This is a genomic window from Pantoea sp. B550, assembly GCF_024158165.1.
Classification (GTDB): Bacteria; Pseudomonadota; Gammaproteobacteria; order Enterobacterales; family Enterobacteriaceae; genus Pantoea; species Pantoea alfalfae.
In genome coordinates this window covers 2938530-2961910 of record NZ_JAMYXI010000003.1, presented here as the reverse complement: position 1 = coordinate 2961910, position 23381 = coordinate 2938530, and the positions used below count along the sequence as shown (strand labels likewise).

Sequence of the window (23381 nt, the reverse complement as noted above, 5' to 3'; positions counted from 1 at the left end):
GCGCATAATAATGTTATATTATAACATTACATAGGAGAGTATTTTGAAAGCGAATATCCATCCTCACTATCGTCACGTGGTCTTCCATGACACATCAGCTGACGTTTATTTCAAAATCGGTTCGACCATCAAAACCGATCGCACCGTAGAGTTTGAAGGTGAAACGCTGCCCTACGTCACACTGGATGTGTCGTCGGCCTCACACGTTTTCTATACCGGCAAACAGAAAGATTTCGCCAAAGAAGGCAGCACCGCGCGCTTTAATCAGCGTTTCGGGCGCTTTCTTGGCCGTAAATAAGGAAAAGATTCATGCAGGTATTGAGTTCGCTGCGCTCAGCAAAAAATCGCCATCGGGATTGCAGGGTAGTGCGCCGCAAGGGGCGGATTTACGTGATCTGTAAAACGAATCCACGCTTTAAAGCCGTACAGGGAAGAAAGAAAAAACGCTAGTATGTGTGTCGTGATGACTGGCCGGGCTTGCCCGGCCTTTTTTATACTTAGCGCATGCTCTTCAGCATCGCATTCACGTTATGTCTAAAGGCCGCCTCATAAGTGGCTGCCGGGCCAGAGGCTGTGGACAACGCTTCCGGATAGAGCTCACCACCCGGCTCGGCTCCCGTGGCGCTGGCAATCTGTTTTACCAGGCGCGGATCAGTCTGGTTCTCTATAAAATAGCGGTTGATATGCTGCTGCTTTAGTTGGGTGATTAAACTACCCACGTCACTGGCACTTGCTTCCGCTTCAGTAGAGAACCCTACCGGCGCAAGAAACGTCACGCCATAGCGCTGTCCAAAGTAACCAAACGCATCATGACTGGTCAGCACTTTTCGCTTATCGACAGGCACAGCATCAAAGGCCGTTTTTGCCCAGCTATCCAGCGCCTCCAGCTGCTGAATGTAATTCTGACCACGCTGACGAATGGCGGTGGCATCTTCAGGATCGGCTTTGACCAGCGCATTCATTACGTTAGTGGCATAGATCACGCCGTTCTGCATGCTGTTCCAGGCGTGAGGATCGGTAACGGTTTTGCCCTCCTCCTCCATGCTGCGGGTGGTGACACCCGCCGAGGCCACAACGGACTGGCCGCGATATCCGGAGGCGCTGACCAGCCGATCCATCCACCCTTCCAGTCCCAGTCCACTGACAAAGACCAGATCGGCCTTTGCAAGTGCCTGACTGTCCTGCGGCGTGGGTTCAAATGTATGAGGATCGCCATTCGGCCCCACCAGGCTTTTCACGTTGACATGGTCGCCGCCGACCTGCTTAACGATGTCTGCCAGCACGGTAAAGCTGGCCACCACATCCACCGTTTTTGCCATCGCAAAAGGCGTGGCAAACAGCGCTGCGAGCGCCAGGCTAACCGGTAATTTCTTCATAGATACCCCTTTAGATTAATGGCGACGAAAAATCCCGCCGCATGGCCCTGCAAGAATGGAGAGAAAAAACAGCATGGCGGCGCTCAGCACCACAGCGGGGCCGGCCGGCAATGAAAAGTGCCAGGAGAGCATCAGTCCCGCCAGCGCTGAAATCATTGCCATGAAAATGGCAATCACCAGCATGGCGGCAAGATGACGGCTCCAGAAACGGGCGCTGGCGGCGGGTAGCATCATCAGTCCCACCGACATCAGCGTGCCCAGCACCTGAAAGCCCGCGACCAGATTCAGCACCACCAGCATTAAAAACAGACTATGCACCAGCGGCGCGCTCCATTTCCCCTGCGCCCGCAGAAAGTCACCGTCAAATGCGTCGATGACCAGCGGACGATAGATGATCGCCAGCAGAATCAGCGTAAAGGCGGCGATGCCGCCGACCAGCAGCAGCGCGCCGTTATCCACCGCCAGCAGCGAGCCAAACAGAACGTGCAGCAGATCCACGCTTGAGCCGCGTAATGAGACCAGCGTGACGCCCAGCGCCAGGGATCCAAGATAGAACCCGGCAAAACTGGCATCCTCTTTCAGGGGCGTATAGCGACTGACCGCGCCAGAAAGCAGCGCCACGGCTAAACCGGCGATCAGGCCGCCGATACCCATCGCAACCAGCGACAGGCCGGAGATCAGATAACCAATAGCGGCACCGGGCAGCACTGCATGCGATAAGGCATCACCAATCAGGCTCATCCGGCGCAGCGAAAGGAACACGCCGAGTGGCGTAGCGCTGACCGCCAGTGCAAAACAGGCCACCAGCGCGCGCCGCATAAAACCAAACTCAATAAAAGGCTGCATCAGGGTCACGGCGCACAACTCCGCAAAGGGATAGCAGGCTGACTGGTGCAGCTGATCTCACTGTCATCCATCGACATGACGTTACTGAAGTAGCGCGCCACCAGCGGACGATCGTGCAGCACCACCAGCAGGGTTGTGCCGGCCTGCTGTTGCTGCTCAAGAATCGACATCAGTAATGTCACGGTCTGGCTGTCAATGCCGTTAAAAGGCTCATCCAGCAGCCAGAGCTGGCTGCGCTGCAACATCAGTCGTGCAAACAAAACGCGCTGAAGTTGTCCGCCTGATAAAGTCGCAGGCTGCACATCTGCATAATCATGCATCTGAACGGCCTCCAGCGACTGCCAGATTTCACGGCGTAGTACCCGGTTAATACCGCCGAACCAGCCGCAGCGCGGCCAGCAGCCTATTGAGACCAGTTCAAATACTGTCAGGGGAAAACGGGTTTCAAGTTCTGTTCGCTGCGGCATCCAGCCGATATCCCGACGCGAAACCTGCAATTCACAACGTCCGGTTATCGGTGGCAATAAACCCGCAATAGTTTTCAGCAGGGTTGATTTGCCACTGCCGTTAGCACCGACTAAGGCTGTCATCGAGCCAGCTGCAATCTGCCCGGTAACCAACGGGGTGACGCTCTGTCCCTGATAGCCAGCACGAAGCGTGTTGAACCGGATCATGTGATCCCCCATTTTATGGCCACGGCAAGCAGCGCGATGAATAGCACGGCTACACTCAGCCTCCCACCCAATGACATAAGTAATCCACTCTGACGCATCGCTTCACCAATATGTTATAACATAACAAATAAGATACCGGATATTCCCGTCAGGGAAACGCGTGATTGTGTATCAAAAGATAAACACCAACAGGACTTACGGCAGGATGCTGGCAGGCACTGCCGCCTGCTGAAGCGCAGATGCTGACAGTTTTGTGCTCTGCTGGCTTGCAAACCAGTTGCAGAAAACCAATGATAGGTTTATTAACGGTTATTAGTGGATCAGATATGCTGTCACGTATTGAATGTGATATTGCCCTGGGCGAAGCAGACTGCGAAAAAATAGCAGAGATTGTTCAGCGGAATATTCTCAAAATAACAGATTTGCTGGTAGGTGATTTACGCTGGTACTCACAGAATGCGCAGTTAGTTCCAGGCAGTTTAAAAATTGTTTCTGTTGAATACCTGGATATGAATAGTTTTAAATTACTTTACGATTTTGACTGGAATTTATTTAATCCCTGTCTGGATCTAAATGAAACCGTGACGCAATCTGAGCAGGTAAACTTTCACATTAAGCCCGGAGCACTTGAGTTTGATGTGGTCGACAATCAGCAGCCCTCCCCTGGCGATGAATTGTAATATTTAGTAATGGAGGTGAGCAGAACTAATGGTTTTACACTATCTTTAAGGTATCCCGTTTAATAACTGCCCGAATAATCGCTTCCTGGCTGCGTTATCCACTATCGCTGCCCTGCGGCAACTGAGCTAGCTATGGAGGGGAAAAAGATGGACGAATACTCACCGAAACGGCATGATATTGCCCAGCTTAAATATCTGTGTGAGAGCCTGTTTGACGACAGCATGGCAACATTAACCGACAGCCATCACGGCTGGGTGAATGACCCCACTTCTGAAAGCAATCTGCAGCTTAACGATTTGATTGAACACATTGCCTCTTTCACTATGAATTACAAAATTAAGCACGTCGAAGATGAAGCGCTGATTTCGCAAATCGATGAATATCTTGATGATACTTTTATGCTATTCAGCAACTATGGTATCAACAGTCCGGATCTTCAACGGTGGCAACGTTCAGCGAAACGCTTATTTAATCTGTTCACTGAAGAGTGCGCTTTTCTGCACCAGCCAAGCCATTCATTATAGTACAGACATGAGAACGGTTTATTTATGAACAAAACCCTGACTAAAACCGATTATTTGATGCGACTGCGGCGTTGCCGCTCTCTGGATACCCTGGAAAGGGTCATTGAAAAAAATAAGTATGAATTACCCGAGGATGAATTAGCGGTATTTTACTCCGCAGCCGACCATCGCCTGGCGGAACTGACGATGAACAAGCTCTACGATAAAGTCCCAGGTTCAGTATGGAAATTTGTCCGTTAATCTGACGGATTGTTGCTGCGTTTAATCTCTTCTTTAGTACCGGATATTCCTGCCTGCCGGCAAAGGATCGGCCCAGGCGGGTTTTGCCTGTCTGCAGTTTCGGGAGAAGAGATATTCAGAGGGGGAAAATGGTGGGGGCCCTGCCAGCTACATCCCGGCACACGCGTCACCTGCTGCGGCTGCTTCCTTCCGGATCTGACCGAGTTCACAAGCTAGCATTGCGGGAGAACCAACAGGGCCCCCATTGACAAGCCCTCTTTACGAGAGCGGGGGCATTATCTGGGAAGGAGATGGCAATTGCAAGCGTAGTCGGGACAACCGTTGTTTTCTTGAACAATCGCCGTGCTGACACTGTTTCCTCATCCTCCTCATGCTAAAGTTAAAACCCAATTCCTGATGAAAAAAGCAGAATAAATAAGCACATGGATCAGCCTGACTCTTTCCAGCAACGCATCTGGCAAATTGTTGCCGCAATACCCTATGGCCACGTCGCGACTTATGGCGACGTTGCGCGACTGGCGGGCTCCCCGCGCGCGGCACGTCAGGTGGGCGGCGTGCTGAGCCGGTTACCAGAAGGCACTACTCTACCCTGGCATCGCGTTGTTAATCGCCATGGCACAATTTCACTACAGGGCGACCGTCTGATGCGGCAGCGGGATGCGCTGGAAGCGGAAGGCATAGAGGTCAGTGATGACGGGCAACTCGATCTTTCGACCTGTCGCTGGCAATTTCAGGCAGGATGAAGGGGCGACAAGGTCGCCCCGGCAGAGAATTAAATACGTGTTGGTGCCGGAACAGCAGCAGATGGCGTCACCTGAGTGGGTGAAGTCGACGGAACAGTTGTCGCGGCGCCCGGCTGGGTTGGCATCGCTACTGACGGTACCGGTACCAGCAGCAGTTCAGCTTTGGTGCCACCCTGGTTGATGACCGGCTTCACGCCTTCAGTGACAAAGGCCAGCTTGCCGTCGATTGAGATGGCTGCGCTTAACAGAATGCGTGCATTGGGCTGAATGTCGGCAGGGTTAAACGGTAATACAAACTGGAACGGTGCCTGTTTACCTTCAGTACGCACCACGCGCTGCGACAGCACTTTTGATGGAGCATCGGATACGGAGGCATCAGAAAGCGTCACGGTTAATACCGCATCCGGCGGCAGCGCAATGCGCTGGCGGATAAAGACTGAACCACTTACGTTTGGCTGCGCAATCGCGGCCGTTTGTCCTGCCACTGCAGAACCCAGCGTTGGCGTTGGAACTGGTTTACTCTTGTCGGCACATCCCGCAACAGCAACCGCAATAACTACCCCACTGAACACATGCCTGAGTTTCATTGATGTCGTCTCCATTTGATCAAAATGATTGTCGGCAGCGAATCCTGCTTACAGCGCTTCACTCGCCGTATGGGCTTAATATTGGCACAAAAATGAAATTTTGCCTGGCACAGGCAAAGCGGAAAGTCTGATTGACGTCAACTGGTCCGATCTTTCACACTGAGCGGGTCACTATATTGAGGAATGCGCCATGAGTCAGGCACTGCAAAATCTGCTGAATTTATTGAATCTGGAAAAACTGGAGGAGGGTTTATATCGCGGCCAGAGCGAAGATCTGGGACTGCGCCAGGTGTTTGGCGGTCAGGTGGTGGGTCAGGCGCTGTATGCTGCAAAGCAAACCGTCGCGGAAGATCGCATTATTCACTCATTTCACAGCTATTTTTTGCGGCCCGGCGATAGCCAGAAAGCGATTATCTATGATGTTGAAACGCTGCGTGATGGCAAAAGTTTCAGCGCACGCAGGGTCAGCGCCATTCAGAATGGCCAGCCCATTTTTTATATGACGGCCTCTTTTCAGTCACCTGAAAGCGGATTTGAACATCAGAATCCGATGCCACAGGTGCCGGGGCCGGAGAACCTGTTAACCGAACAGGCGATGGCGCAGAAAATGGCGCATCTGCTGCCAGAAAAGTTACGCGAGAAATTCATTGCTGAACGTCCGCTGGAGATTCGCCCGGTACAGATCCATAACCCGCTTCGTGGACATGTGGATAAACCGGAGCGTCAGGTCTGGATCCGTGCCACCGGCCCCCTGCCCGATGACCTGCGTATCCATCAGTACCTGCTCGGCTATGCGTCCGACCTCAACTTCCTGCCGGTTGCGCTGCAGCCGCACGGTAAAGGCTTTTTAGAGCCGGATATGCAGGTCGCCACGATCGACCACTCTATGTGGTTCCACCGCCCGTTCGACTTCACTGAATGGCTGCTCTACAGCGTGGTCAGTACCTCAGCTTCCGGGGCACGCGGTTTTGTCCGCGGCGAGTTCTACAATCAGCAGGGTGTGCTGGTAGCCTCAACAGTTCAGGAAGGGGTAATGCGCCAGCGCAGCGAATAAAGAGAAATAAAAAAGGGGCGATTGCTCGCCCCCGATTATTCATTTCAGTGCCTGTCCATTACTGGTTGTAAGCATTCTCGCCGTGGCTGTTTACATCCAGACCTTCACGTTCATGCTCTTCCGGTACGCGCAGTCCGACAATCAGATCGGCCAGCTTGAAGCCAATGAAGGCAACAACGCCCGACCAGACAATCGTCAGACCCACACTGAAGAGCTGCACCCAGACCTGATGGCCCATGGTTACACCCTGAGCATAACCGACGCCGCCCAGTGAAGAGGAAGCAAACACGCCCGTCAGGATACAGCCCACGATACCGCACACGCCATGCACGCCGAACACATCGCACGGATCATCAACGCGCAGCCATTTTTTGAGAGTGGTGACGCCCCACAGTCCCGCCAGTCCGCCGACCAGGCCGATGATTAACGCACCGCCCACACCGACATAGCCACAGGCTGGGGTAATCGCGACCAGACCGGCAATAAAGCCTGAGCAGGCACCCAGCAGTGAAGGCTTACCCCGTACCGCCCACTCACCAAAGGTCCATGCCAGTACCGCACCTGCTGTTGCAACCACGGTGTTAAGGAAAGCCAGCGCGGCGATTTCGTTCGCTGCTGAAGCTGAACCGGCATTAAAGCCAAACCAGCCAACGTACAGAATAGCGGTGCCGGTAAAGACCATCGGCAGGTTGTGGGGTTTGAATGCCTCTTTACCAAATCCCGCACGTTTGCCCACCAGATATGCACCAACCAGACCCGCTATAGCGGCGTTAATATGCACCACGGTACCGCCAGCGAAATCCAGTGCGCCATCCTGTGCCAGGAAACCGCCCGCCCAGACCATGTGTGCAATAGGTAAATATGAAAGCGTCAGCCAGACACCGACGAAGATCAATACGGCAGAGAAACGGATACGCTCTGCAATGGCACCAACAATCAGGCCCACGGTAATACAGGCAAACGAGGCCTGGAATGCTACATGGATATACTGATAGAAACTGCCCATAACGGCGGTAAGCTGAATGTTTTTCAGCATGGCCCAGCCAAAGCCGCCGAAAAAAGCGTTACCTTCACTGAATGCCAGGGAGTAGCCGTAGACCACCCACAGCACGCACACCAGCGAGAAGGTGACAGCAACCTGCGTCAGCATCGACAGAACGTTTTTGCCACGAATCAGACCGCCGTAAAACAGCGCAATACCTGGAATTGACATAAAGAGCACCAGCGCGGTGCAAATCATCATAAATGCGTTATCAGCCTTGTCCGCAACGGCAGGCGCAGCCATTGCGAGTGAGGGTAACAGTGCCAGACTGGTGAGGCCCAGCTTAGTGAAAATTTTATTCATTTTTATTCCATCCCATCACAGTACTGAGTCTTAATTACAGAGCGGCTTCGTCGGTTTCGCCGGTACGAATACGGATGACGCGCTGCAGTTCAGCCACGAAAATTTTACCGTCGCCAATTTTGCCGGTGTAAGCCGCTTTACTGATGACATCCACCACTTCGTCTAACTGATCGTCGGCAATGGCGATATCAATTTTGACCTTTGGCAGGAAGTTCACGCTGTACTCTGCGCCACGATAGAGCTCTGCATGGCCTTTCTGACGACCAAAACCTTTCACTTCGGAGACGGTCAGTCCCTGAATGCCGATAGAGGATAAAGCTTCACGTACATCCTCCAGTTTGAATGGCTTAATTACGACGGTAACCAGCTTCATTGGATCCCCTCCAGCGAGTAAATAGGTAACGTTTACGGACACGCAGGGATATAAGCAAAGCCTGTGCCAGAGTGTAAAAGTGCCCTTAATCAGTGAGTCAGGCGAGACAGAGCAAGGGATGCTTCAGGGAAGATATGAATGAGAATGGGTGTGTGACAGGGATCGCAGGCTGAGACTGCACTCCTTTGGTGCTCCAGGCGTCAAAGGAGTGCATTTATACAGATTATTCCGATAAAGCTGCGCAAAAAAGGTGCAAGTCAGCTTTCAGATGTTACAGGTACGCCCGACGCCAGATCTTCCCCTGCCTGCTGCAGCTGATACATCTGCCAGTAGCGTCCCTGCAGCGCCAGCAGTTGCTGATGGGTGCCCTGCTCAACCACACGACCACGATGCAGCACCAGAATATTATCCGCATCGATAATCGTTGAGAGGCGGTGAGCGATCACCACCAGCGTGCTGTGTTGCCTTAGTGTCGCAAGCGTCTGCTGAATCGCCTGCTCGGTGCCGGAGTCGATGTTAGCGGTTGCCTCGTCGAGGATCAGAATCTGCGGCAGATCAACCAGTACCCGGGCCAGCGCCAGCAGCTGTTTCTGCCCGACCGACAGGTTATTGCCCTGCTCGCCCAGTCGGGTGTGAATCCCCTCCGGCAGGGCATGCGCCAGCGGTGCCAGTTGCACCTGTTCCAGCACTGTCCAGACAGCCTCTTCGCTGATGTCGCGGCCCAGCCGCACATTGGCCAGCAGCGTATCGGCCAGCACCACCGGATCCTGCTGCACCATCGCGATACCGCGTCGCAGCACGGCGTGGCTCAAGCCGCCAATCGGGCGATCATCAATACGGATTTCGCCACGCGTCACCGGGTAATAACCCATTAACAGATTAGCCAGGGTACTTTTGCCACTGCCGGTATGGCCCACCAGCGCCACAAACTCACGCGGTGCGACTTCAAGATTGATATCACTCAGCACATCACGATTTTCACGGTAGGCAAAACTGAGATTGTTCAGGGCAATACGACCTGAAGCCAGTGGCTGCTGATCGGCCCCATACTGCTGCTGGGCGGCATCCATCAGCTCGAAAATACGCTCACCGGAAACCACCGCCTGCTGCAGCATCGACTGCTGGGTGGTCAGCTCAATCAGTGGCTCATTCAGACGGCCCAGGTAAGTAATAAAGGCATAGAGCACCCCCACTTCAAACACACCAGGCACAGAGAAACTGAACAGAATCAGCAGCCCGCACAAGACCATCGCTGAAAACAGGCTCAACAGCGGACGCAGCAGAAAGCCATCGAGGCGCAGCGTCTCCATTCGCGCCAGATAGTGAGAGCGGCTCGCTTCGCCCATGCGCTCACCAAATCGTGCCTGCTGACGAAACTGCTGAATCACACTCATGCCGCTGATCACTTCATTGAAGCCGTTGTTGATGTCAGCCAGATAGCTGCGAACCCGTCGGGCAATCGGCGTGCTGTAACGCTGATAGATGAACATCACTATCAGTACCAGCGGGAAGATCATCATTGCTACCAGCGCCATGCGCCAGTCAAGACTGAACATGGCCACCATCATGGCGCCGACCAGCGCAGCGCTACGCAGTACGGTTGAAACCACTGTGACATAAAGATCGCGGATCACTTCGGTGTCATTCGTCACGCGCGAAATAATCTGCCCGACCGGCTGAGTATCAAAGGCGCTCAGCGGCTGACAAAGCGCAGCATTCATCACGTCACTGCGTAACCGCTGCACCACACCAATCGCAGCGCGATTAAACAGCAGCGCCTGCCAGTAGTGCAGCCCGGCGGCCAGTAGCTGAAGCAGGACAAAGCTGATGACCAGACCGGCCACCAGTCCCCAGGGCATCTGATGCTTCGCCACCAGGTTATCAATAAAGTAGCTGACCAGCACCGGACCGGTTACTTCCGCCGCGGCAGCGATCCACAGCATGCCTACCGCCAGCGACAGGGATTTACGCCAGGGCTTACCGTAACTCAGCAGGCGCTTCAGGGTTGGCCACAAGCGGGCAGACTTAGCCATGCGGCACTCCTTTCTCATTTTCATCATCATCCAGCGCCGCTTCCAGTTGCTGGTAACGATACATGTCACGATACCAGCCAGCGCTGGCGGTCAGCGCGTCATGATTGCCACGCTGTGCCACGCTGCCCTGTTGTAACACCAGAATTTCACTGGCTTCCGTCAGCGCTGACAGGCGATGCGCGCTGATAATCAGTGTTTTTCCCTGCCCCCAGATGCGCAGGTTATGCAGGATTTCGTGCTCGGTACGACCATCCACCGCAGAGAGTGCGTCGTCCAGAATCAGGATTTCTGCGTTCAGCAGCAGTGCCCGGGCAATCGAAAGACGCTGCTTCTGTCCACCGGACAGCATCACACCTCGCTCCCCGACTTCGGTTTCATAACCCTGCGGCAGCCGCAGGATATCGTCATGCACGCAGGCCAGGGTGGCGGCCTGTTCAATCTCCTGCTGGGTTGCGCCCGGTTTCCCCAGCGCAATATTGTTCGCTACGCTGTCCGAAAACAGGAATGGTGTCTGGCTGACCACGGCGAGACGACTGCGCCAGCTGTCCAGCCGTAACTGCGGCAGCGGGATCTGGTGATAACGGATGTCGCCCTGCTGAATATCAAAATGGCGCTGGATCAGGCTCAGTAAGGTACTTTTTCCGCTGCCGGTTGGCCCACACAGTCCCAGCATTTCGCCGGGCTTCAGCTGGAAGCTGACATCACTTAACACCGGAGCCGCGCTGGCCGGATAGTGAAAGGCGCGAATCGCGACCTGCAGCGTGCCTGGGTCAGGTGGCAGTGACTTATCACCATCTTCCACCGCTGGCGCTTCCGCCAGTAATGCACCGATGCGGCTCCAGGCGGCGCTGCCGCGTTCGACGATATTGAACATCCACGCCAGCGCCAGCATCGGCCAGATCATCAGGCCGAGATACATCACAAAGCTGGTAAGCTGCCCCAGCGTCATCTGGTCATGCCACACCAGCCAGCTTCCGCCGCCAATCGCCAGCAGGTTTGAGAAACCAATAGCGATGTAGATAGTGGGATCGAAACGGGCATCGACCCGCGCCACGCGCAGGTTCTTTTCACCGGTATCGCGGGCGATGTCGGAGAATTGCTGCGACTGATGCTGTTCAAGACCGAAGGATTTAATCATCCGGATGCTGGTCAGGCTCTCCTGCGTCTGGTCGTTAAGGCTGGAGAAGGCCGCCTGGGCCAGTTTAAAGCGATGATGCAGCTGATTACCGTAGCGATGGATGACGATCGCCATAATGGGCATCGGCACCAGCGCCAGCAGCGTCAGCTGCCAGCTGATTTGCGTACTCATCACCAGCAGCACCACGCAGCCCATCACCAGCGAGTCGACCAGCGTCAGCACCCCTTCCCCGGCTGCAAACACTACCCGATCCACATCGTTAGTGGCGCGCGCAATCAGGTCACCTGTGCGGTGACGCAGATAAAATGCCGGTTGCTGCCGACTCAGCTGGCGATAAAAATCTTCGCGCAGCTCAACCGCCAGCTGGTAGGAGGCACCAAACAGCAGTACGCGCCAGACGTAGCGCAGCAGATAGACCACCACTGCGGTTGCCAGCATGATGCCAATCCACATCATGATGCGACTGGTACTCATGTTGTCACGTGTGACACCATCAACAATGACACCGACCACATGCGGCGGCAGCAACTGCAGAATAGCAATAACAATCAGCAGGATAACCGCGCCCAGATAGCGCCGCCACTCCCGCAGAAAATACCAACTTAATTGACTGAATAATCGCACAACGCTGCTCTCAATCTCAGGCCCTCAGGGGGCGACAGGTAAAGCCGTGGTGTATTTAATCTCTTCCATGGCGAAGCTGGATGTCACATCAATCAGGCCGGGCACACCGTTCACTAATCGCTTGTAGAAAGCATCATAGCTCTTCATGTCGGCCACCTGAATGCGCAGCAGGTAATCATACTCGCCTGCCATCCGGTAAAAGGCCATCACCTCGGGCATGCTGCTTACCACCGAGACAAAGGCCTGATACCAGTCGCGGCTATGCTGCTGGGTTTTCACAAACATAAACGCCGTCAGTGACAGTCCGATTTTATCCCCATCCAGCAGTGCCACCCGGGCGCGAATAATGCCATCATCTTCCAGCTTTTTCAGGCGCTTCCAGCAGGGTGTGGTGGTGAGGTTGACGGCATCCGCCAGCGCCTGCAGCGACAGCGTGCAATCCTGCTGCAGCAGTGAGAGCAGTTTAAGGTCAGTTTTATCTAGCATATGGGACTCCCGGAGAATCATTTTCTCCATTACCGCGATTTTAGCGGTATTTTTGCAATCTCTTTTTCCTGCACGTGCCATAAAATGGCCGCATCACTTCTTTACCGGATGCCTGAAATGCAGACCTGCTGGATTCGCCACGCTATCAACGAAATTAACGCTGATTTTCAACGATCGGCTGAAACCCATTTGATCCGTTTCGATCTGGCGGATTTTCCCGGCATCTGGTTCTATCTGAAAGATGAGAGCACCCATCCCAGTGGCAGTCTTAAACATCGGCTGGCACGATCCCTGTTTCTCTACGGTCTCTCCAACGGCTGGATTAAAGAGAATACGCCGATTATCGAAGCCTCGTCAGGCAGCACGGCCGTTTCAGAGGCGTACTTCGCAAGGCTGCTTGGTCTGCCCTTTATTGCGGTGATGCCCGCCAGCACGGCGAAACGTAAAATTGAGCAGATCACCTTTTATGGTGGACAGTGCCATTTTGTCGAGGATCCCTGCCAGCTTTACGCAGAATCTGAACGGCTGGCACGTGAGCTGAATGGCCATTTTATGGATCAGTTTACCTACGCTGAACGCGCTACTGACTGGCGCGGTAATAACAATATTGCTGAGAGCATTTTCCGTCAGATGCAGCATGAACCCTATCCGATTCCGCATACGGTGATTATGAGCGCGGGCACTGGCGGCACCTCGGCGACGCTGGGCCGCTATATTCGTTATCAGGGCCTGGAAACGAAACTGCTGGTGGTGGATCCCCAGCATTCCGTGTTTTTCGATTACTGGCAACAGCGTGATGCAACGCTGACCAGCACGCGCGGCAGCATGATCGAGGGAATTGGCCGTCCGCGCGTAGAGCCGTCATTTATGCCTGACGTGATTGATGAAATGATCAAAGTACCGGATGGTGCGACGTTGGCCGCCATGCTGAAGCTGGAAAAGATCCTGGGACGCAAACCGGGCGCCTCTACGGGCACCAATTTCTGGGGCATGATGCAGGTGGCGAAACGCTTACGGGCAGCAAATCAGCAGGGATCCCTGGTGACACTGCTGTGCGACAGTGGCGAACGTTATCCCGATAGCTACTATCAGCCGGAATGGGTGGCAAAACATATTGGCGATATCACGCCGTGGCAGTGCGAACTCGAATAAAAAACCGGACATCCAGTCCGGTTCACGGCAATCCTCAGCATTCGGGGGAATACGCGAGGTCGGGTGTTGCCAGCCAGTGATTTAAATAGTGAGACACCGCCTGTGTCTCGCAATGCCCTAATACCGGCAGATGCGGTAGCGCAGCTTTCAGTTGCGCCATCGCATTGCCCATGATGAAGCCCCGCCCAACCTGCGACAGCATTTCTCTGTCATTCATTGCATCCCCGAACGCCATGCACTCCGCCAGCGTCAGTGACAGATGGTCGCACAACAGCGCCAGCGCGCTGCCTTTGTTGCAACTGGCGGGCAACACTTCCAGACAGTCCACCGCGGAGAAGCAGATATTCGCCTGCTCACCCAGCGCCGCACCCAGTTCCGTTTTCAGCTGGCACAGATGCTGATGCTGATCGATAAAGCAGATTTTTGTTACCTGATGCGCGGGAAGCCTTTTCAAATCGCACAGCTGATAGCTAAACCCGCTCATCTGATGGGCCACCAGCAGCTCAGGCTGGGGGCGATCGGTAAACCACCCCTGATCGTTGAAAATGTGGATCGACGCGGATGTTTCCCAGTGGCGATGGATGACCTCTTCGGCTACCGCAGAGGGCAGATCACGCGCAAAGATCAGATTGCCCTGCCTGTCGTGTACACGAGTGCCGTTCCCGGTAATCAGCCACGCAGGCAGCGTTAATTTCTCCCTCAGAATCTGCATCTCCAGCAGATGGCGGCCCGTCGCCAGCGCCAGATTTACGCCACGCAGATGCAACGCCTGCAGGCTATCCAGCGTCTGCTGACCCAGCTGATGATCCGGCAGCAATAATGTGCCATCCATATCGAATGCGGCTAAACGCATTATGGTTACCCTCATGCTGAAAAGATGAGCTTACTATTGCCTGTTAATCGCGGAACTAATAGTGAATACTTTTAAAAAACTGTTCCGGGTTTACGATGCGCCAGCTTAACCGCCTTAATCAGTTTCAGCGCCTGTGGCAGCAGAGCAAGGGCATCCCTCAGCAGACCTGCGTGGCAGAGATGGCGCGCCACTGCATCTGCAGCGAGCGTCATCTGCGCACGTTACTGTCACAGTGGCAGCACGCTGGCTGGCTTAGCTGGCACGGCGAGCCGGGCCGTGGCAAACAGGGTCAGTTAGTGTTTCTGCGCACGCCTGAACAGTTACGGCAGCAGTTGTTGCAAAAACAGCTTGATGCCGGAGATGCGGCGGATGCCTTACAGCTGCTGGATCTGCCGCCGGAAAGGCTGATCAATATGCTGCGGCCGTTAATGGGTGGACAATGGCAGAACGACACGCCGGTTCTGCGTATCCCCTACTATCGTCCGATGGAGAGCACCGAGCCGCGCCAGATTACCGGACGGGCTGAACAGCACCTGGTTCGTCAGATCTATTCCGGTCTGACCCGTTTTGAGCAGGATGCGCCGGTCGGCGACCTGGCGCATCACTGGCAGCACGATGAGGCGTCATGTAGCTGGTTATTCTGGTTACGGCCTCAGCTGATGTGGCATAACGACGAGCCGGTGCAGGCCGCACAACTGGTGACGCAGTTCCGCCAGCTGTTGCGGGATACGCGTGTCAGGATATTGCTTGCCGATGTGGTCAGCGTGGATGCGCCTCACCCGCTGGCGCTGCGGTTTACCCTGCGACGACCTGATTTCTGGTTGCCTCACCGACTTGCCCATCTTTTGTGTCTGCTGCCCCATCCCGCTGATATGAAGACAGGCAGCGGGCCGTGGAAACTGAGGCATTTCAGCGCTGAGCTGGTGAGGATTGAAAGCCATGCGCGCTGGCATCTGCAGCGTCCTCTGCTGCAGGCGGTGGAGTACTGGATTACTCCTCAGCTGTTTGATCCCGCTCTCGGCAGCAGCTGTCGTCATCCGGTGCAGATTGCGATAGGGGATGCCGCAGAACTCAGGACATTGAAGCCGGTCAGCAGTAGCATCAGTCTCGGCTTCTGTTATCTGGTCTGCCGGCCGCGAGCCGGATTTACCCCTGATCAGGCGCGCACGCTTTTCCAGCTGATTCAGCAAAGCGGCATCGTCAGCCGATTACCACTGGATGAGGGATTAATTACCCCCAGCAAAGAGCTGTTACCTGGCTGGGAAGTGCCGCTGATTGATAATGTTCCGGTCCCCTTGCCCACCACCCTGACACTGCATTATCAGCTGCCGGTTGAGCTGCATCAGATGTCACAGGCACTGGTCGCCCTGTTAAAACAGCACGGTTGTACTCTGAACGTCGTTTTTCACCCGGTGAAAAGCTGGCATCATATCGACCCGCCTGATGAGGCGGATATCGTGATGGGCGATCGGCTGATTGGCGATGCGCCGATCTTCACACTGGCGAGCTGGTTACAGATTGACCCGCTATGGCGTCGGCTGTGGTCTGCACCGCATGGCGAAGAAGTCCAGGCGCAACTGCTGGCTATCCAGCAGATAGCAGATAGCGACAGCCGTACCCGTGCGCTACAGCAGCTTTATCATCAACTGATGAGGGACGGCATCCTGCTGCCTCTGTTCAATTATCGCTACCAGATTTATGCGCCCCCTGCCGTAGAAGGGATTGAACTGAACACGCTGGGCTGGTTTGATTTCAGCCGCGCATGGATTCCACCGCCCATTGATCCGCCTTGCAGCTGTTCAGCAGCGGACTGAGGCATTACCATAAGCGCAAAATTAATTATCAGGGAAACACCATGAAACGCGCGGTTGTAGTTTTCAGCGGTGGACAAGACTCCACTACCTGCCTGATTCAGGCTGTACAGCTTTATGATGAAGTTCACTGTGTCACTTTCGACTATGGACAACGCCACCGGGAAGAGATCGATGTCGCCCGCGATCTGGCGATGACACTGGGTGCGCGCGCACATAAAGTGCTGGACGTGACCATGCTGAACGAACTCGCTGTCAGCAGCCTGACGCGGGATAACATTCCGGTGCCGGCTTATAATCCTGAGGCCAGTGGATTACCCAGTACGTTTGTACCAGGACGCAATATTCTCTTTCTGACGCTGGCCTCAGTTTACGCGTATCAGGTCGAAGCGGAAGCGGTCATCACCGGCGTCTGCGAAACCGATTTTTCCGGCTATCCCGACTGCCGCGATGAGTTTGTCAAAGCGCTGAACCATGCGGTGTCGCTTGGCATGGCTCGCGAGGTGCGTTTTGAGACGCCGCTGATGTGGCTCAATAAAGCGGAAACCTGGGCGCTGGCAGATTACTGGCAGCAACTTTCGCTGGTACGCGAGCAGACGCTGACCTGCTATAACGGCGTAAAAGGCGACGGATGTGGTGAGTGTGCTGCCTGTCATTTACGGGCCAATGGCCTGCAGGGTTATCTCAGCGATCGGGCGGGCGTAATGTCTGCCATGAAAGCTAAAAGCGGCCTTAACTAAGACGGTATGACATGGCGGCAAAGCAGTCAGGTTTGCCGCTTTTTATCAGCTCATGCCATCAGACGCATCAGCCGCTCACGTAACTCCCCTTCCAGCGCAACCGCCTTTTGGGTCCGCAAATCAATACAGACAAACGTGAGTGCGGCATCCGCCACCACGGTCTCCTGACCTGCCAGCAACACCCGCTGGGCAATAATGCCGCTTTTGCCATTTAACTGCGTAATCTCACTGTCGATAGCCAGTACGTCGCCCAGCACGGCCGGGCGACGGTAGTTAATGTTGATATTGACCACCACAAAAGCCAGTTTCTGTTCCAGCAACCAGTGGAACGCTTCAACCTCTTCCAGCCATTGCCAGCGCGCCTCCTCAAGAAACTCAAGATAGCGCGCATTGTTGACGTGCTGATAGACATCCAGATGATAGCCACGCACTTTTATGGTGGTCTGCATGATCATGCTCTCCTGCTACTGTAAGTTAACTGGTTGGACCTGTTCACTTTAGCAGAGTCACCTGATTAGCGTGGGTTAAGCATCACAGATGTGTACTGCCTCACAATTTCAGCCGGGACGCATTTCGCTCTATCAGCGTGTTACCGATACCCGGTACTTCACTGAGTTGCTGAATCGCGCTAAAGGGTCCGTACTGTTCGCGATAGTTCACAATCGCCTGCGCTTTCTTCAGCCCCACACCATTCATAGCAGCAGAGAGCTGTTCCGCTGTCGCTTCATTGATGCTGACCTGTTCCTGCTTTGGCTGCAGCTGCGCGGCTGTCTCCGGCTTCGGTGCAGGATGTGCGTTCTGCGACACAGCCGGACTGGCAGGTTCAGGTGCCGCAGAGACGCTGCCGTGACAGAGTGTACCGCCCAGTGCGAGTGAGAGATAAAAGGCAACAAGTTTATGTTTAGCCATGCTGTGTTTCTCCTTGTGTGTAAACAGCAGTGACAGAGTGGCACTACACCGCACAAGGCTCAAAAGCGGGATTTCAGAAATGGAAAAGGCCGCGAATGCGGCCTTTGATTGTTACAGTCGTTGCGTAGCTTTTGCGAGGCTTACTGCATTTGTGCGGCAGCGCCGTACTTGATTTTCGCCTCTTTACGGAGGTTTTGCAGTAAGGCTTCAAACGTCAGCTGCGCATTGTTCTGCGTGACGCCCTTAACCATTTCGTCAATCTGCGCCTGTGGCATGCTGCCGGTTTTAACTTTATCTACCGCCACCAGCACCACATTACCCTGCATATCTTCGCTGACACCCCATGAAGGCTTATTGTCAGCAGGCTGAGGCAGATTAAAGGCGGCCTGTGCCACCGGATCCTGCGCATTCCGGTCAACGGTTTTGCTGGCGCTCAGTGTCAGGCCTGCTGCTGTCAGTGCTTCCAGCTTGCCCGCTTTGAGATCGGTCAGCAGTTTATCGGCCTGTGCTTTCGCCTGCTGTGTCGCTTTGTCATGCTTAAGCGTATCCGTAATCTGCGCCTTAACCTGCTCCAGCGGTTTTACCGCTTCCGGTTTGTGCTCGCTGATACGCAGCACAAAGGCACGATCGCCGTCGACGGTAATAATGTCGGAGTTGTTGCCCGGTGCACCGTTCTGACCCACCAGACCGCCGTTAAAGATTGCCTGCTTCACAGCATCAAAGTTAAGCGCGTCTGGCAGCGTGTCCTGACTGAACCAGCCGGTCTCTTTCGCTTTCAGACCCGAAGTCTGCTCGGCACCCGCCAGTGACTCATTGTCATTGCTGGCCGCTTCACTGACTTTCTGCTGCAGTTTGTAGAAGGCATCAACGCCCTTCTCCTGCTTCACTTTCGCGGCAACAGCGCTGCGAACGTCATCCAGTGGCTTAACCTGCTCTGGCTGAATATCGTCGAGACGAACCACCAGGAAGCCCACTGAAGATTTAATCACGCCTGACATCTGGCCTTTCTCCGTCAGACCGGCATTTTTCAGCTCATCAGGGGTCGTTGACGGTTCCAGCCAGCCCATATCACCGCCCTTACGCGCAGAGATTGGGTCGATGGATTTGGCTTTCGCCACATCCGCGAAGTTAGCGCCCCCCTTCAGCTGAGCCAGTACCGCATTGGCATCGGCTTCAGTTTTGGTCTGAATGACGCTGTAGCGCGTACGCTGTGGCTGCGAATAGTCCGCTTTATGCTGGTCGTACCAGGCCTGAATATCCGCTTCGCTGGCATCCTGCTGCATGCTGGCAGCATCCATCAGGATGTAGCTGACACGGAACTGCTCCGGTGCCATAAAGCTGGTTTTATGCTGCTGATAATACTGACTGATTTCGTCGTCGGTGACGGTTTGTTTCGCCATCAGGGCATTGACGTCCAGCGTCGCCTGACGAATATCACGTTGCTGTGAAACCAGATCCACCAGTTTGCTGGCTTCGCCTTTCAGCGTGAAGTCTGTGTTGGCCACGGCATTGATCAGCTGCTGATTGGAGAGTTGCTTACGCAGCGCTTCAGCATACTGGTCGGCACTGAAACCCATGTTGCCGATCAGCGCCAGATATTTAGCATTATCGAATTTGCCGTTGGTCTGGAAAGCCTGCTGATTGAAGATAGCCTGCTTAACCTGATCGTCACTGATGCTGAGGTGGAGATCTTTGATGTAGCTGTCGAGCAGTGCCTGGTCGATTAACTGAGACAGTGCCTGCTGACGCATCTGCTGCATGAAGCCATCGTTGCTGGCCAGCTGCGAGAACTGGTCACCCAGCATCTGCTGCTGACGACTGCGTTCACTGTTGAAAGCCTGCTCCAGCTGTCCCCGGCTAATCTCCTGACCGTTAACTTTGGCCGCATAGTCGTTATTGCCGCCAATCAGATAGTTGCCAACGCCTGTCAGCACAAAAGAGACGATAATCAGTCCCAGAATAATCTTGAGCACGACATGGTTCGACGCCGCGCGTAAATTGTCCATCATGGTATGGCAACGCTCCGCTGTAGTGTGAATGTAAAGCTCGGTCGCAACTCGCCACTGGCTGGCGACTCACGTAACTGCTGGCTTGGCTGGCAGTCTCAATACGGTCCAGGTCCATCTTACGACCCGATTCTCACCGGTTAAAACAAAAAAGGCACATCTCATTGATGTGCCCGTATGTTACATGAGAACGGGTTAATCGTCCTCTAATCCACTGAAGAAAATGCGTCAATGAATCTATTCGTTGTTATTAATTGACAGCGTCTTTCAATGCTTTACCAGCACGGAAACCCGGTACTTTACCAGCCGGGATGGTGATTTCTTTACCGGTTTGCGGATTGCGGCCGGTACGTGCAGCGCGGTCACGCACAGAGAATGTGCCGAAACCCACCAGAGCCACTTCATCACCCTCTTTCAGCGCATCTGAAACTGAGCCCATAAATGCATCTAAAACACGTCCTGCTGCAGCTTTAGAAATATCAGCATCGGCAGCAATTTTGTCGATCAATTGTGACTTATTCACTCTCTTCATCCCCTCTTTTATTATTTCACATCGTACCGGGCTTCCGGCCGGGTACGAACGCGCAGCAAGTTATATCAAGCCTGTGGAGCCGAAACAACGGAATTTCTCTGAGAACGTCGCATCGACAGCCACCTAAATTAGCGGCACAAAAAAAAGCTGGCAAGCGCCAATTGCCTTGCCAGCTCCGCTTTTTAACGGTTTATGCCGTTAATCACTATTTTGCTGTTGCGACCTGCATGCCGTAAGGCGCATTTTCCAGTGCCAGATTCAGCACCTCTTCAATGCGTTTCACCGGATGGATCTCCAGATCGGCAATCACGTTCTGTGGAATCTCTTCCAGATCACGCTTGTTGTCGTCCGGGATCAGCACGGTTTTAATGCCACCACGGTGTGCTGCCAGCAGTTTCTCTTTCAGACCGCCAATCGGCAGAACCTGACCACGCAGGGTGATTTCACCGGTCATAGCGACATCCGCACGCACCGGGTTACCGGTCAGACAAGAGACCAGCGCGGTACACATTGCGATACCGGCACTCGGGCCATCTTTCGGTGTGGCGCCTTCTGGCACGTGAACGTGAATATCACGTTTTTCGTAGAAGTCACCATTAATGCCCAGTTTCTCGGCACGGGCACGCACCACGGTCAGCGCAGCCTGAATCGACTCCTGCATCACTTCACCCAGGGAGCCGGTGTAAGTCAGCTTGCCTTTACCCGGTACACACGCAGTTTCGATGGTCAGCAGATCGCCGCCCACTTCCGTCCACGCCAGGCCAGTGACCTGACCCACACGGTTTTCACTGTCAGCACGGCCGTAGTCGAAGCGCTGTACGCCCAGGAAGTCCTTGAGGTTTTCACCGTTGATGGTGATGTGCTTTTTCGTCTTGTCCATCAGCAGTGATTTCACCGCTTTACGGCACAATTTCGACAGCTCACGCTCAAGACTACGCACGCCAGCTTCACGGGTGTAGTAACGGATAATGCCGACAATCGCGCTGTCTTCAACCGTAATTTCACTGGCTTTCAGCGCGTTGCGCTCAATCTGCTTGGTCAGCAGATGCTGCTTAGCGATGTTCAGTTTCTCATCTTCGGTATAACCCGACAGACGAATCACTTCCATACGGTCCAGCAGCGGTGCCGGGATGTTCATTGAGTTCGACGTTGCCACGAACATGACATCAGAGAGGTCATAGTCGACTTCCAGATAGTGGTCGTTGAACGCAATGTTCTGCTCAGGATCAAGCACTTCCAGCAGCGCTGAAGCAGGATCGCCGCGCATGTCCGAAGACATTTTGTCTATCTCATCCAGCAGGAACAGCGGGTTTTTAACCCCGACTTTCGCCATTTTCTGGATGAGTTTACCCGGCATAGAGCCGATGTAAGTACGACGGTGACCACGGATTTCCGCTTCATCACGCACGCCACCCAGCGCCATACGCACATATTTACGTCCGGTCGCTTTGGCGATCGACTGACCGAGGGACGTTTTACCTACCCCTGGCGGTCCGACCAGGCACAGAATCGGCCCTTTGATTTTGCTGACACGACTCTGAACCGCAAGATACTCAAGAATACGATCCTTCACGCGCTCCAGGCCGTAATGGTCAGTGTCCAGCGTCTCCTGCGCTTTACGCAGATCTTTCTTCACTTTGCTGCGCGCGTTCCACGGAACCTGCACCATCCAGTCGATGTAGCCGCGAACCACGGTCGCTTCAGCGGACATCGGGGACATCATTTTCAGCTTCTGTAGCTCAGCTTCTGCTTTTTCACGCGCTTCTTCCGGCATTTTTGCCGCGTCGATTTTGCGTTTTAACGCTTCGTACTCGTCAGGCGCGTCGTCCATCTCACCGAGCTCTTTCTGAATCGCCTTCATCTGCTCATTCAGATAGTACTCGCGCTGGCTCTTCTCCATCTGCTTCTTAACACGGTTGCGAATGCGCTTCTCAACCTGCAGCAGATCGATTTCAGATTCCATCATCGCCATCAGATATTCCAGACGCTCATTAACGTCGGACATCTCCAGCACAGACTGTTTGTCTGCCAGTTTCAGTGGCATATGCGCTGCAACGGTGTCAGCAAGGCGGGCCGCATCGTCAATGTTATTCAGTGAGGTTAAAACCTCGGGTGGGATTTTTTTATTGAGTTTGATGTAGCCTTCAAACTGATTGATCGCCGTACGCACCAGCACTTCCTGCTCGCGCTCTTCAATCTCTGGCGAAACCAGATATTCAGCTTGTGCAACAAAATGGTCACCGTTGTCGGCCAGCGTCGTAATATGGGCGCGCTGTAAACCTTCTACCAGGACTTTGACAGTGCCATCCGGCAGTTTCAGCATTTGCAATACTGATGCAACGGTCCCTACTGAAAAGAGATCGTTAATGCCAGGTTCATCCGTTGAAGCCTCTTTCTGTGCGACCAGCATGATTTTTTTATCATGATCCATTGCGGCTTCAAGGCACCGAATTGATTTTTCCCGGCCAACAAACAACGGAATTACCATGTGCGGATAAACCACCACGTCGCGCAGCGGCAACACGGGGATTTCAATGCGTTCAGAACGCTCAGGATTCATAGAGCTCTCTCTTTGTTTAATGTCCGCCAGGTGATGGGAACCGCATCAGGCAGGTATGCAGTTAAACCCACAGGTATCTGAGTATATGGGGATG

25 protein-coding genes and 1 other RNA gene are annotated in these 23381 nt (G+C 54.1%); 10 read left to right on the top strand and 16 right to left on the bottom strand.

What is annotated here, in order from left to right; genetic code table 11:
- The first annotated feature begins 43 nt into the window (after positions 1-43).
- Complete coding sequence (locus NIM72_RS16765; protein WP_033782196.1) at positions 44-298, top strand: type B 50S ribosomal protein L31; 255 nt, start codon at positions 44-46, stop codon at positions 296-298.
- Positions 299-309: 11 nt separating this feature from the next.
- The gene (ykgO, locus tag NIM72_RS16760; protein WP_009091664.1) at positions 310-450 is read left to right on the top strand and encodes a type B 50S ribosomal protein L36; all 141 of its coding nucleotides are present in this window, start codon (positions 310-312) and stop codon (positions 448-450) included.
- 47 nt (positions 451-497) lie between these two features.
- Here ykgO and NIM72_RS16755 read toward each other — a convergent pair whose 3' ends face one another.
- From NIM72_RS16755 to NIM72_RS16745, 3 genes are read right to left on the bottom strand one after another with little or no spacing between them, the layout of a single operon-like run.
- The gene (locus tag NIM72_RS16755; protein WP_161731951.1) at positions 498-1376 is read right to left on the bottom strand and encodes a metal ABC transporter substrate-binding protein; all 879 of its coding nucleotides are present in this window, start codon (positions 1374-1376) and stop codon (positions 498-500) included.
- A gap of 15 nt (positions 1377-1391) precedes the next feature.
- A complete protein-coding gene (locus NIM72_RS16750; protein WP_253421224.1) occupies positions 1392-2231 on the bottom strand; it encodes a metal ABC transporter permease in 840 nt (279 codons plus the stop codon).
- Positions 2228-2896 (bottom strand): metal ABC transporter ATP-binding protein, encoded by a 669-nt coding sequence (locus NIM72_RS16745; protein WP_253421222.1) that lies wholly within the window; start codon positions 2894-2896, stop codon positions 2228-2230. The genes NIM72_RS16750 and NIM72_RS16745 overlap by 4 nt, the downstream gene beginning before the upstream one ends.
- A 326-nt stretch (positions 2897-3222) precedes the next feature.
- Between NIM72_RS16745 and NIM72_RS16740 the strand changes: the two genes are divergently transcribed.
- The 3 genes from NIM72_RS16740 to NIM72_RS16730 all read left to right on the top strand — a co-directional run bounded on the left by NIM72_RS16740 (position 3223) and on the right by NIM72_RS16730 (position 4341).
- Positions 3223-3576, top strand: coding sequence for a hypothetical protein (locus NIM72_RS16740; RefSeq protein ID WP_222924426.1), 354 nt, complete (start codon positions 3223-3225; stop codon positions 3574-3576).
- Between the two features lie 147 nt (positions 3577-3723).
- The gene (tomB, locus tag NIM72_RS16735; protein WP_161736034.1) at positions 3724-4101 is read left to right on the top strand and encodes an Hha toxicity modulator TomB; all 378 of its coding nucleotides are present in this window, start codon (positions 3724-3726) and stop codon (positions 4099-4101) included.
- Between the two features lie 24 nt (positions 4102-4125).
- On the top strand, positions 4126-4341 hold the full coding sequence (locus tag NIM72_RS16730) for an HHA domain-containing protein (protein WP_003850458.1): 216 nt from the start codon (positions 4126-4128) through the stop codon (positions 4339-4341).
- A 138-nt stretch (positions 4342-4479) separates the two neighbouring features.
- Here NIM72_RS16730 and ffs read toward each other — a convergent pair.
- Positions 4480-4576, bottom strand: an RNA gene (ffs, locus tag NIM72_RS16725) — signal recognition particle sRNA small type.
- A gap of 187 nt (positions 4577-4763) precedes the next feature.
- On the opposite strand from ffs, the gene NIM72_RS16720 reads away from it, so the two are divergent.
- Positions 4764-5084: an MGMT family protein gene (locus NIM72_RS16720; RefSeq protein WP_161736031.1), complete on the top strand. Its 321-nt coding sequence runs from the start codon at positions 4764-4766 to the stop codon at positions 5082-5084.
- Positions 5085-5113: 29 nt separating this feature from the next.
- On the opposite strand, the gene NIM72_RS16715 is transcribed toward NIM72_RS16720, so the two are convergent.
- Entirely contained in the window at positions 5114-5671 is a 558-nt protein-coding gene (locus NIM72_RS16715) for a YbaY family lipoprotein (RefSeq protein ID WP_033731772.1), read from the bottom strand.
- A gap of 190 nt (positions 5672-5861) precedes the next feature.
- Here NIM72_RS16715 and tesB point away from each other — a divergent pair, with 190 nt between their 5' ends.
- The gene (gene tesB, locus NIM72_RS16710) at positions 5862-6725 is read left to right on the top strand and encodes an acyl-CoA thioesterase II (protein WP_161736030.1); all 864 of its coding nucleotides are present in this window, start codon (positions 5862-5864) and stop codon (positions 6723-6725) included.
- 58 nt (positions 6726-6783) lie between these two features.
- Here tesB and amtB read toward each other — a convergent pair whose 3' ends face one another.
- From amtB to NIM72_RS16685, 5 genes are all read right to left on the bottom strand, one after another.
- Positions 6784-8070 carry an ammonium transporter AmtB gene (amtB, locus tag NIM72_RS16705; protein WP_161736029.1) on the bottom strand — a complete coding sequence of 429 codons (1287 nt, stop codon included), beginning with the start codon at positions 8068-8070 and terminating at the stop codon, positions 6784-6786.
- Positions 8071-8104: 34 nt separating this feature from the next.
- The gene (gene glnK / locus NIM72_RS16700; RefSeq protein ID WP_003850469.1) at positions 8105-8443 is read right to left on the bottom strand and encodes a P-II family nitrogen regulator; all 339 of its coding nucleotides are present in this window, start codon (positions 8441-8443) and stop codon (positions 8105-8107) included.
- A gap of 257 nt (positions 8444-8700) precedes the next feature.
- On the bottom strand, positions 8701-10476 hold the full coding sequence (locus NIM72_RS16695; RefSeq protein WP_253421220.1) for a SmdB family multidrug efflux ABC transporter permease/ATP-binding protein: 1776 nt from the start codon (positions 10474-10476) through the stop codon (positions 8701-8703).
- On the bottom strand, positions 10469-12238 hold the full coding sequence (locus tag NIM72_RS16690; protein WP_161736027.1) for a SmdA family multidrug ABC transporter permease/ATP-binding protein: 1770 nt from the start codon (positions 12236-12238) through the stop codon (positions 10469-10471). Before NIM72_RS16690 ends, NIM72_RS16695 begins: the two co-directional genes overlap by 8 nt.
- Positions 12239-12262: 24 nt before the next feature.
- A complete protein-coding gene (locus NIM72_RS16685) occupies positions 12263-12724 on the bottom strand; it encodes an Lrp/AsnC family transcriptional regulator (protein WP_033782182.1) in 462 nt (153 codons plus the stop codon).
- A 117-nt stretch (positions 12725-12841) separates the two neighbouring features.
- Between NIM72_RS16685 and NIM72_RS16680 the strand changes: the two genes are divergently transcribed.
- The gene (locus NIM72_RS16680; protein WP_161736026.1) at positions 12842-13876 is read left to right on the top strand and encodes a PLP-dependent cysteine synthase family protein; all 1035 of its coding nucleotides are present in this window, start codon (positions 12842-12844) and stop codon (positions 13874-13876) included.
- Positions 13877-13910: 34 nt separating this feature from the next.
- On the opposite strand, the gene cof is transcribed toward NIM72_RS16680, so the two are convergent.
- Complete coding sequence (gene cof, locus NIM72_RS16675; RefSeq protein ID WP_161736033.1) at positions 13911-14732, bottom strand: HMP-PP phosphatase; 822 nt, start codon at positions 14730-14732, stop codon at positions 13911-13913.
- Positions 14733-14824: 92 nt separating this feature from the next.
- Here cof and NIM72_RS16670 point away from each other — a divergent pair, with 92 nt between their 5' ends.
- On the top strand, positions 14825-16543 hold the full coding sequence (locus NIM72_RS16670; RefSeq protein WP_253421218.1) for an SgrR family transcriptional regulator: 1719 nt from the start codon (positions 14825-14827) through the stop codon (positions 16541-16543).
- A 41-nt stretch (positions 16544-16584) separates the two neighbouring features.
- The gene (gene queC / locus NIM72_RS16665; protein ID WP_161736024.1) at positions 16585-17280 is read left to right on the top strand and encodes a 7-cyano-7-deazaguanine synthase QueC; all 696 of its coding nucleotides are present in this window, start codon (positions 16585-16587) and stop codon (positions 17278-17280) included.
- Positions 17281-17330: 50 nt separating this feature from the next.
- Here the strand turns inward: queC and NIM72_RS16660 are convergent, their stop codons facing one another.
- The 5 genes from NIM72_RS16660 to lon form a co-directional block, all read right to left on the bottom strand.
- The gene (locus tag NIM72_RS16660) at positions 17331-17729 is read right to left on the bottom strand and encodes a YbgC/FadM family acyl-CoA thioesterase (protein WP_150013161.1); all 399 of its coding nucleotides are present in this window, start codon (positions 17727-17729) and stop codon (positions 17331-17333) included.
- Positions 17730-17829: 100 nt separating this feature from the next.
- Positions 17830-18189 carry a helix-hairpin-helix domain-containing protein gene (locus NIM72_RS16655; protein ID WP_253421216.1) on the bottom strand — a complete coding sequence of 120 codons (360 nt, stop codon included), beginning with the start codon at positions 18187-18189 and terminating at the stop codon, positions 17830-17832.
- 140 nt (positions 18190-18329) lie between these two features.
- Positions 18330-20198, bottom strand: coding sequence for a peptidylprolyl isomerase (ppiD, locus tag NIM72_RS16650; protein ID WP_222924428.1), 1869 nt, complete (start codon positions 20196-20198; stop codon positions 18330-18332).
- A 247-nt stretch (positions 20199-20445) separates the two neighbouring features.
- The gene (hupB, locus tag NIM72_RS16645) at positions 20446-20718 is read right to left on the bottom strand and encodes a nucleoid-associated protein HU-beta (RefSeq protein WP_033731763.1); all 273 of its coding nucleotides are present in this window, start codon (positions 20716-20718) and stop codon (positions 20446-20448) included.
- Between the two features lie 214 nt (positions 20719-20932).
- Positions 20933-23287, bottom strand: a complete 2355-nt coding sequence (gene lon, locus NIM72_RS16640) for an endopeptidase La (RefSeq protein ID WP_003850493.1) — start codon at positions 23285-23287, stop codon at positions 20933-20935.
- Between the last annotated feature and the right edge of the window lie 94 nt (positions 23288-23381).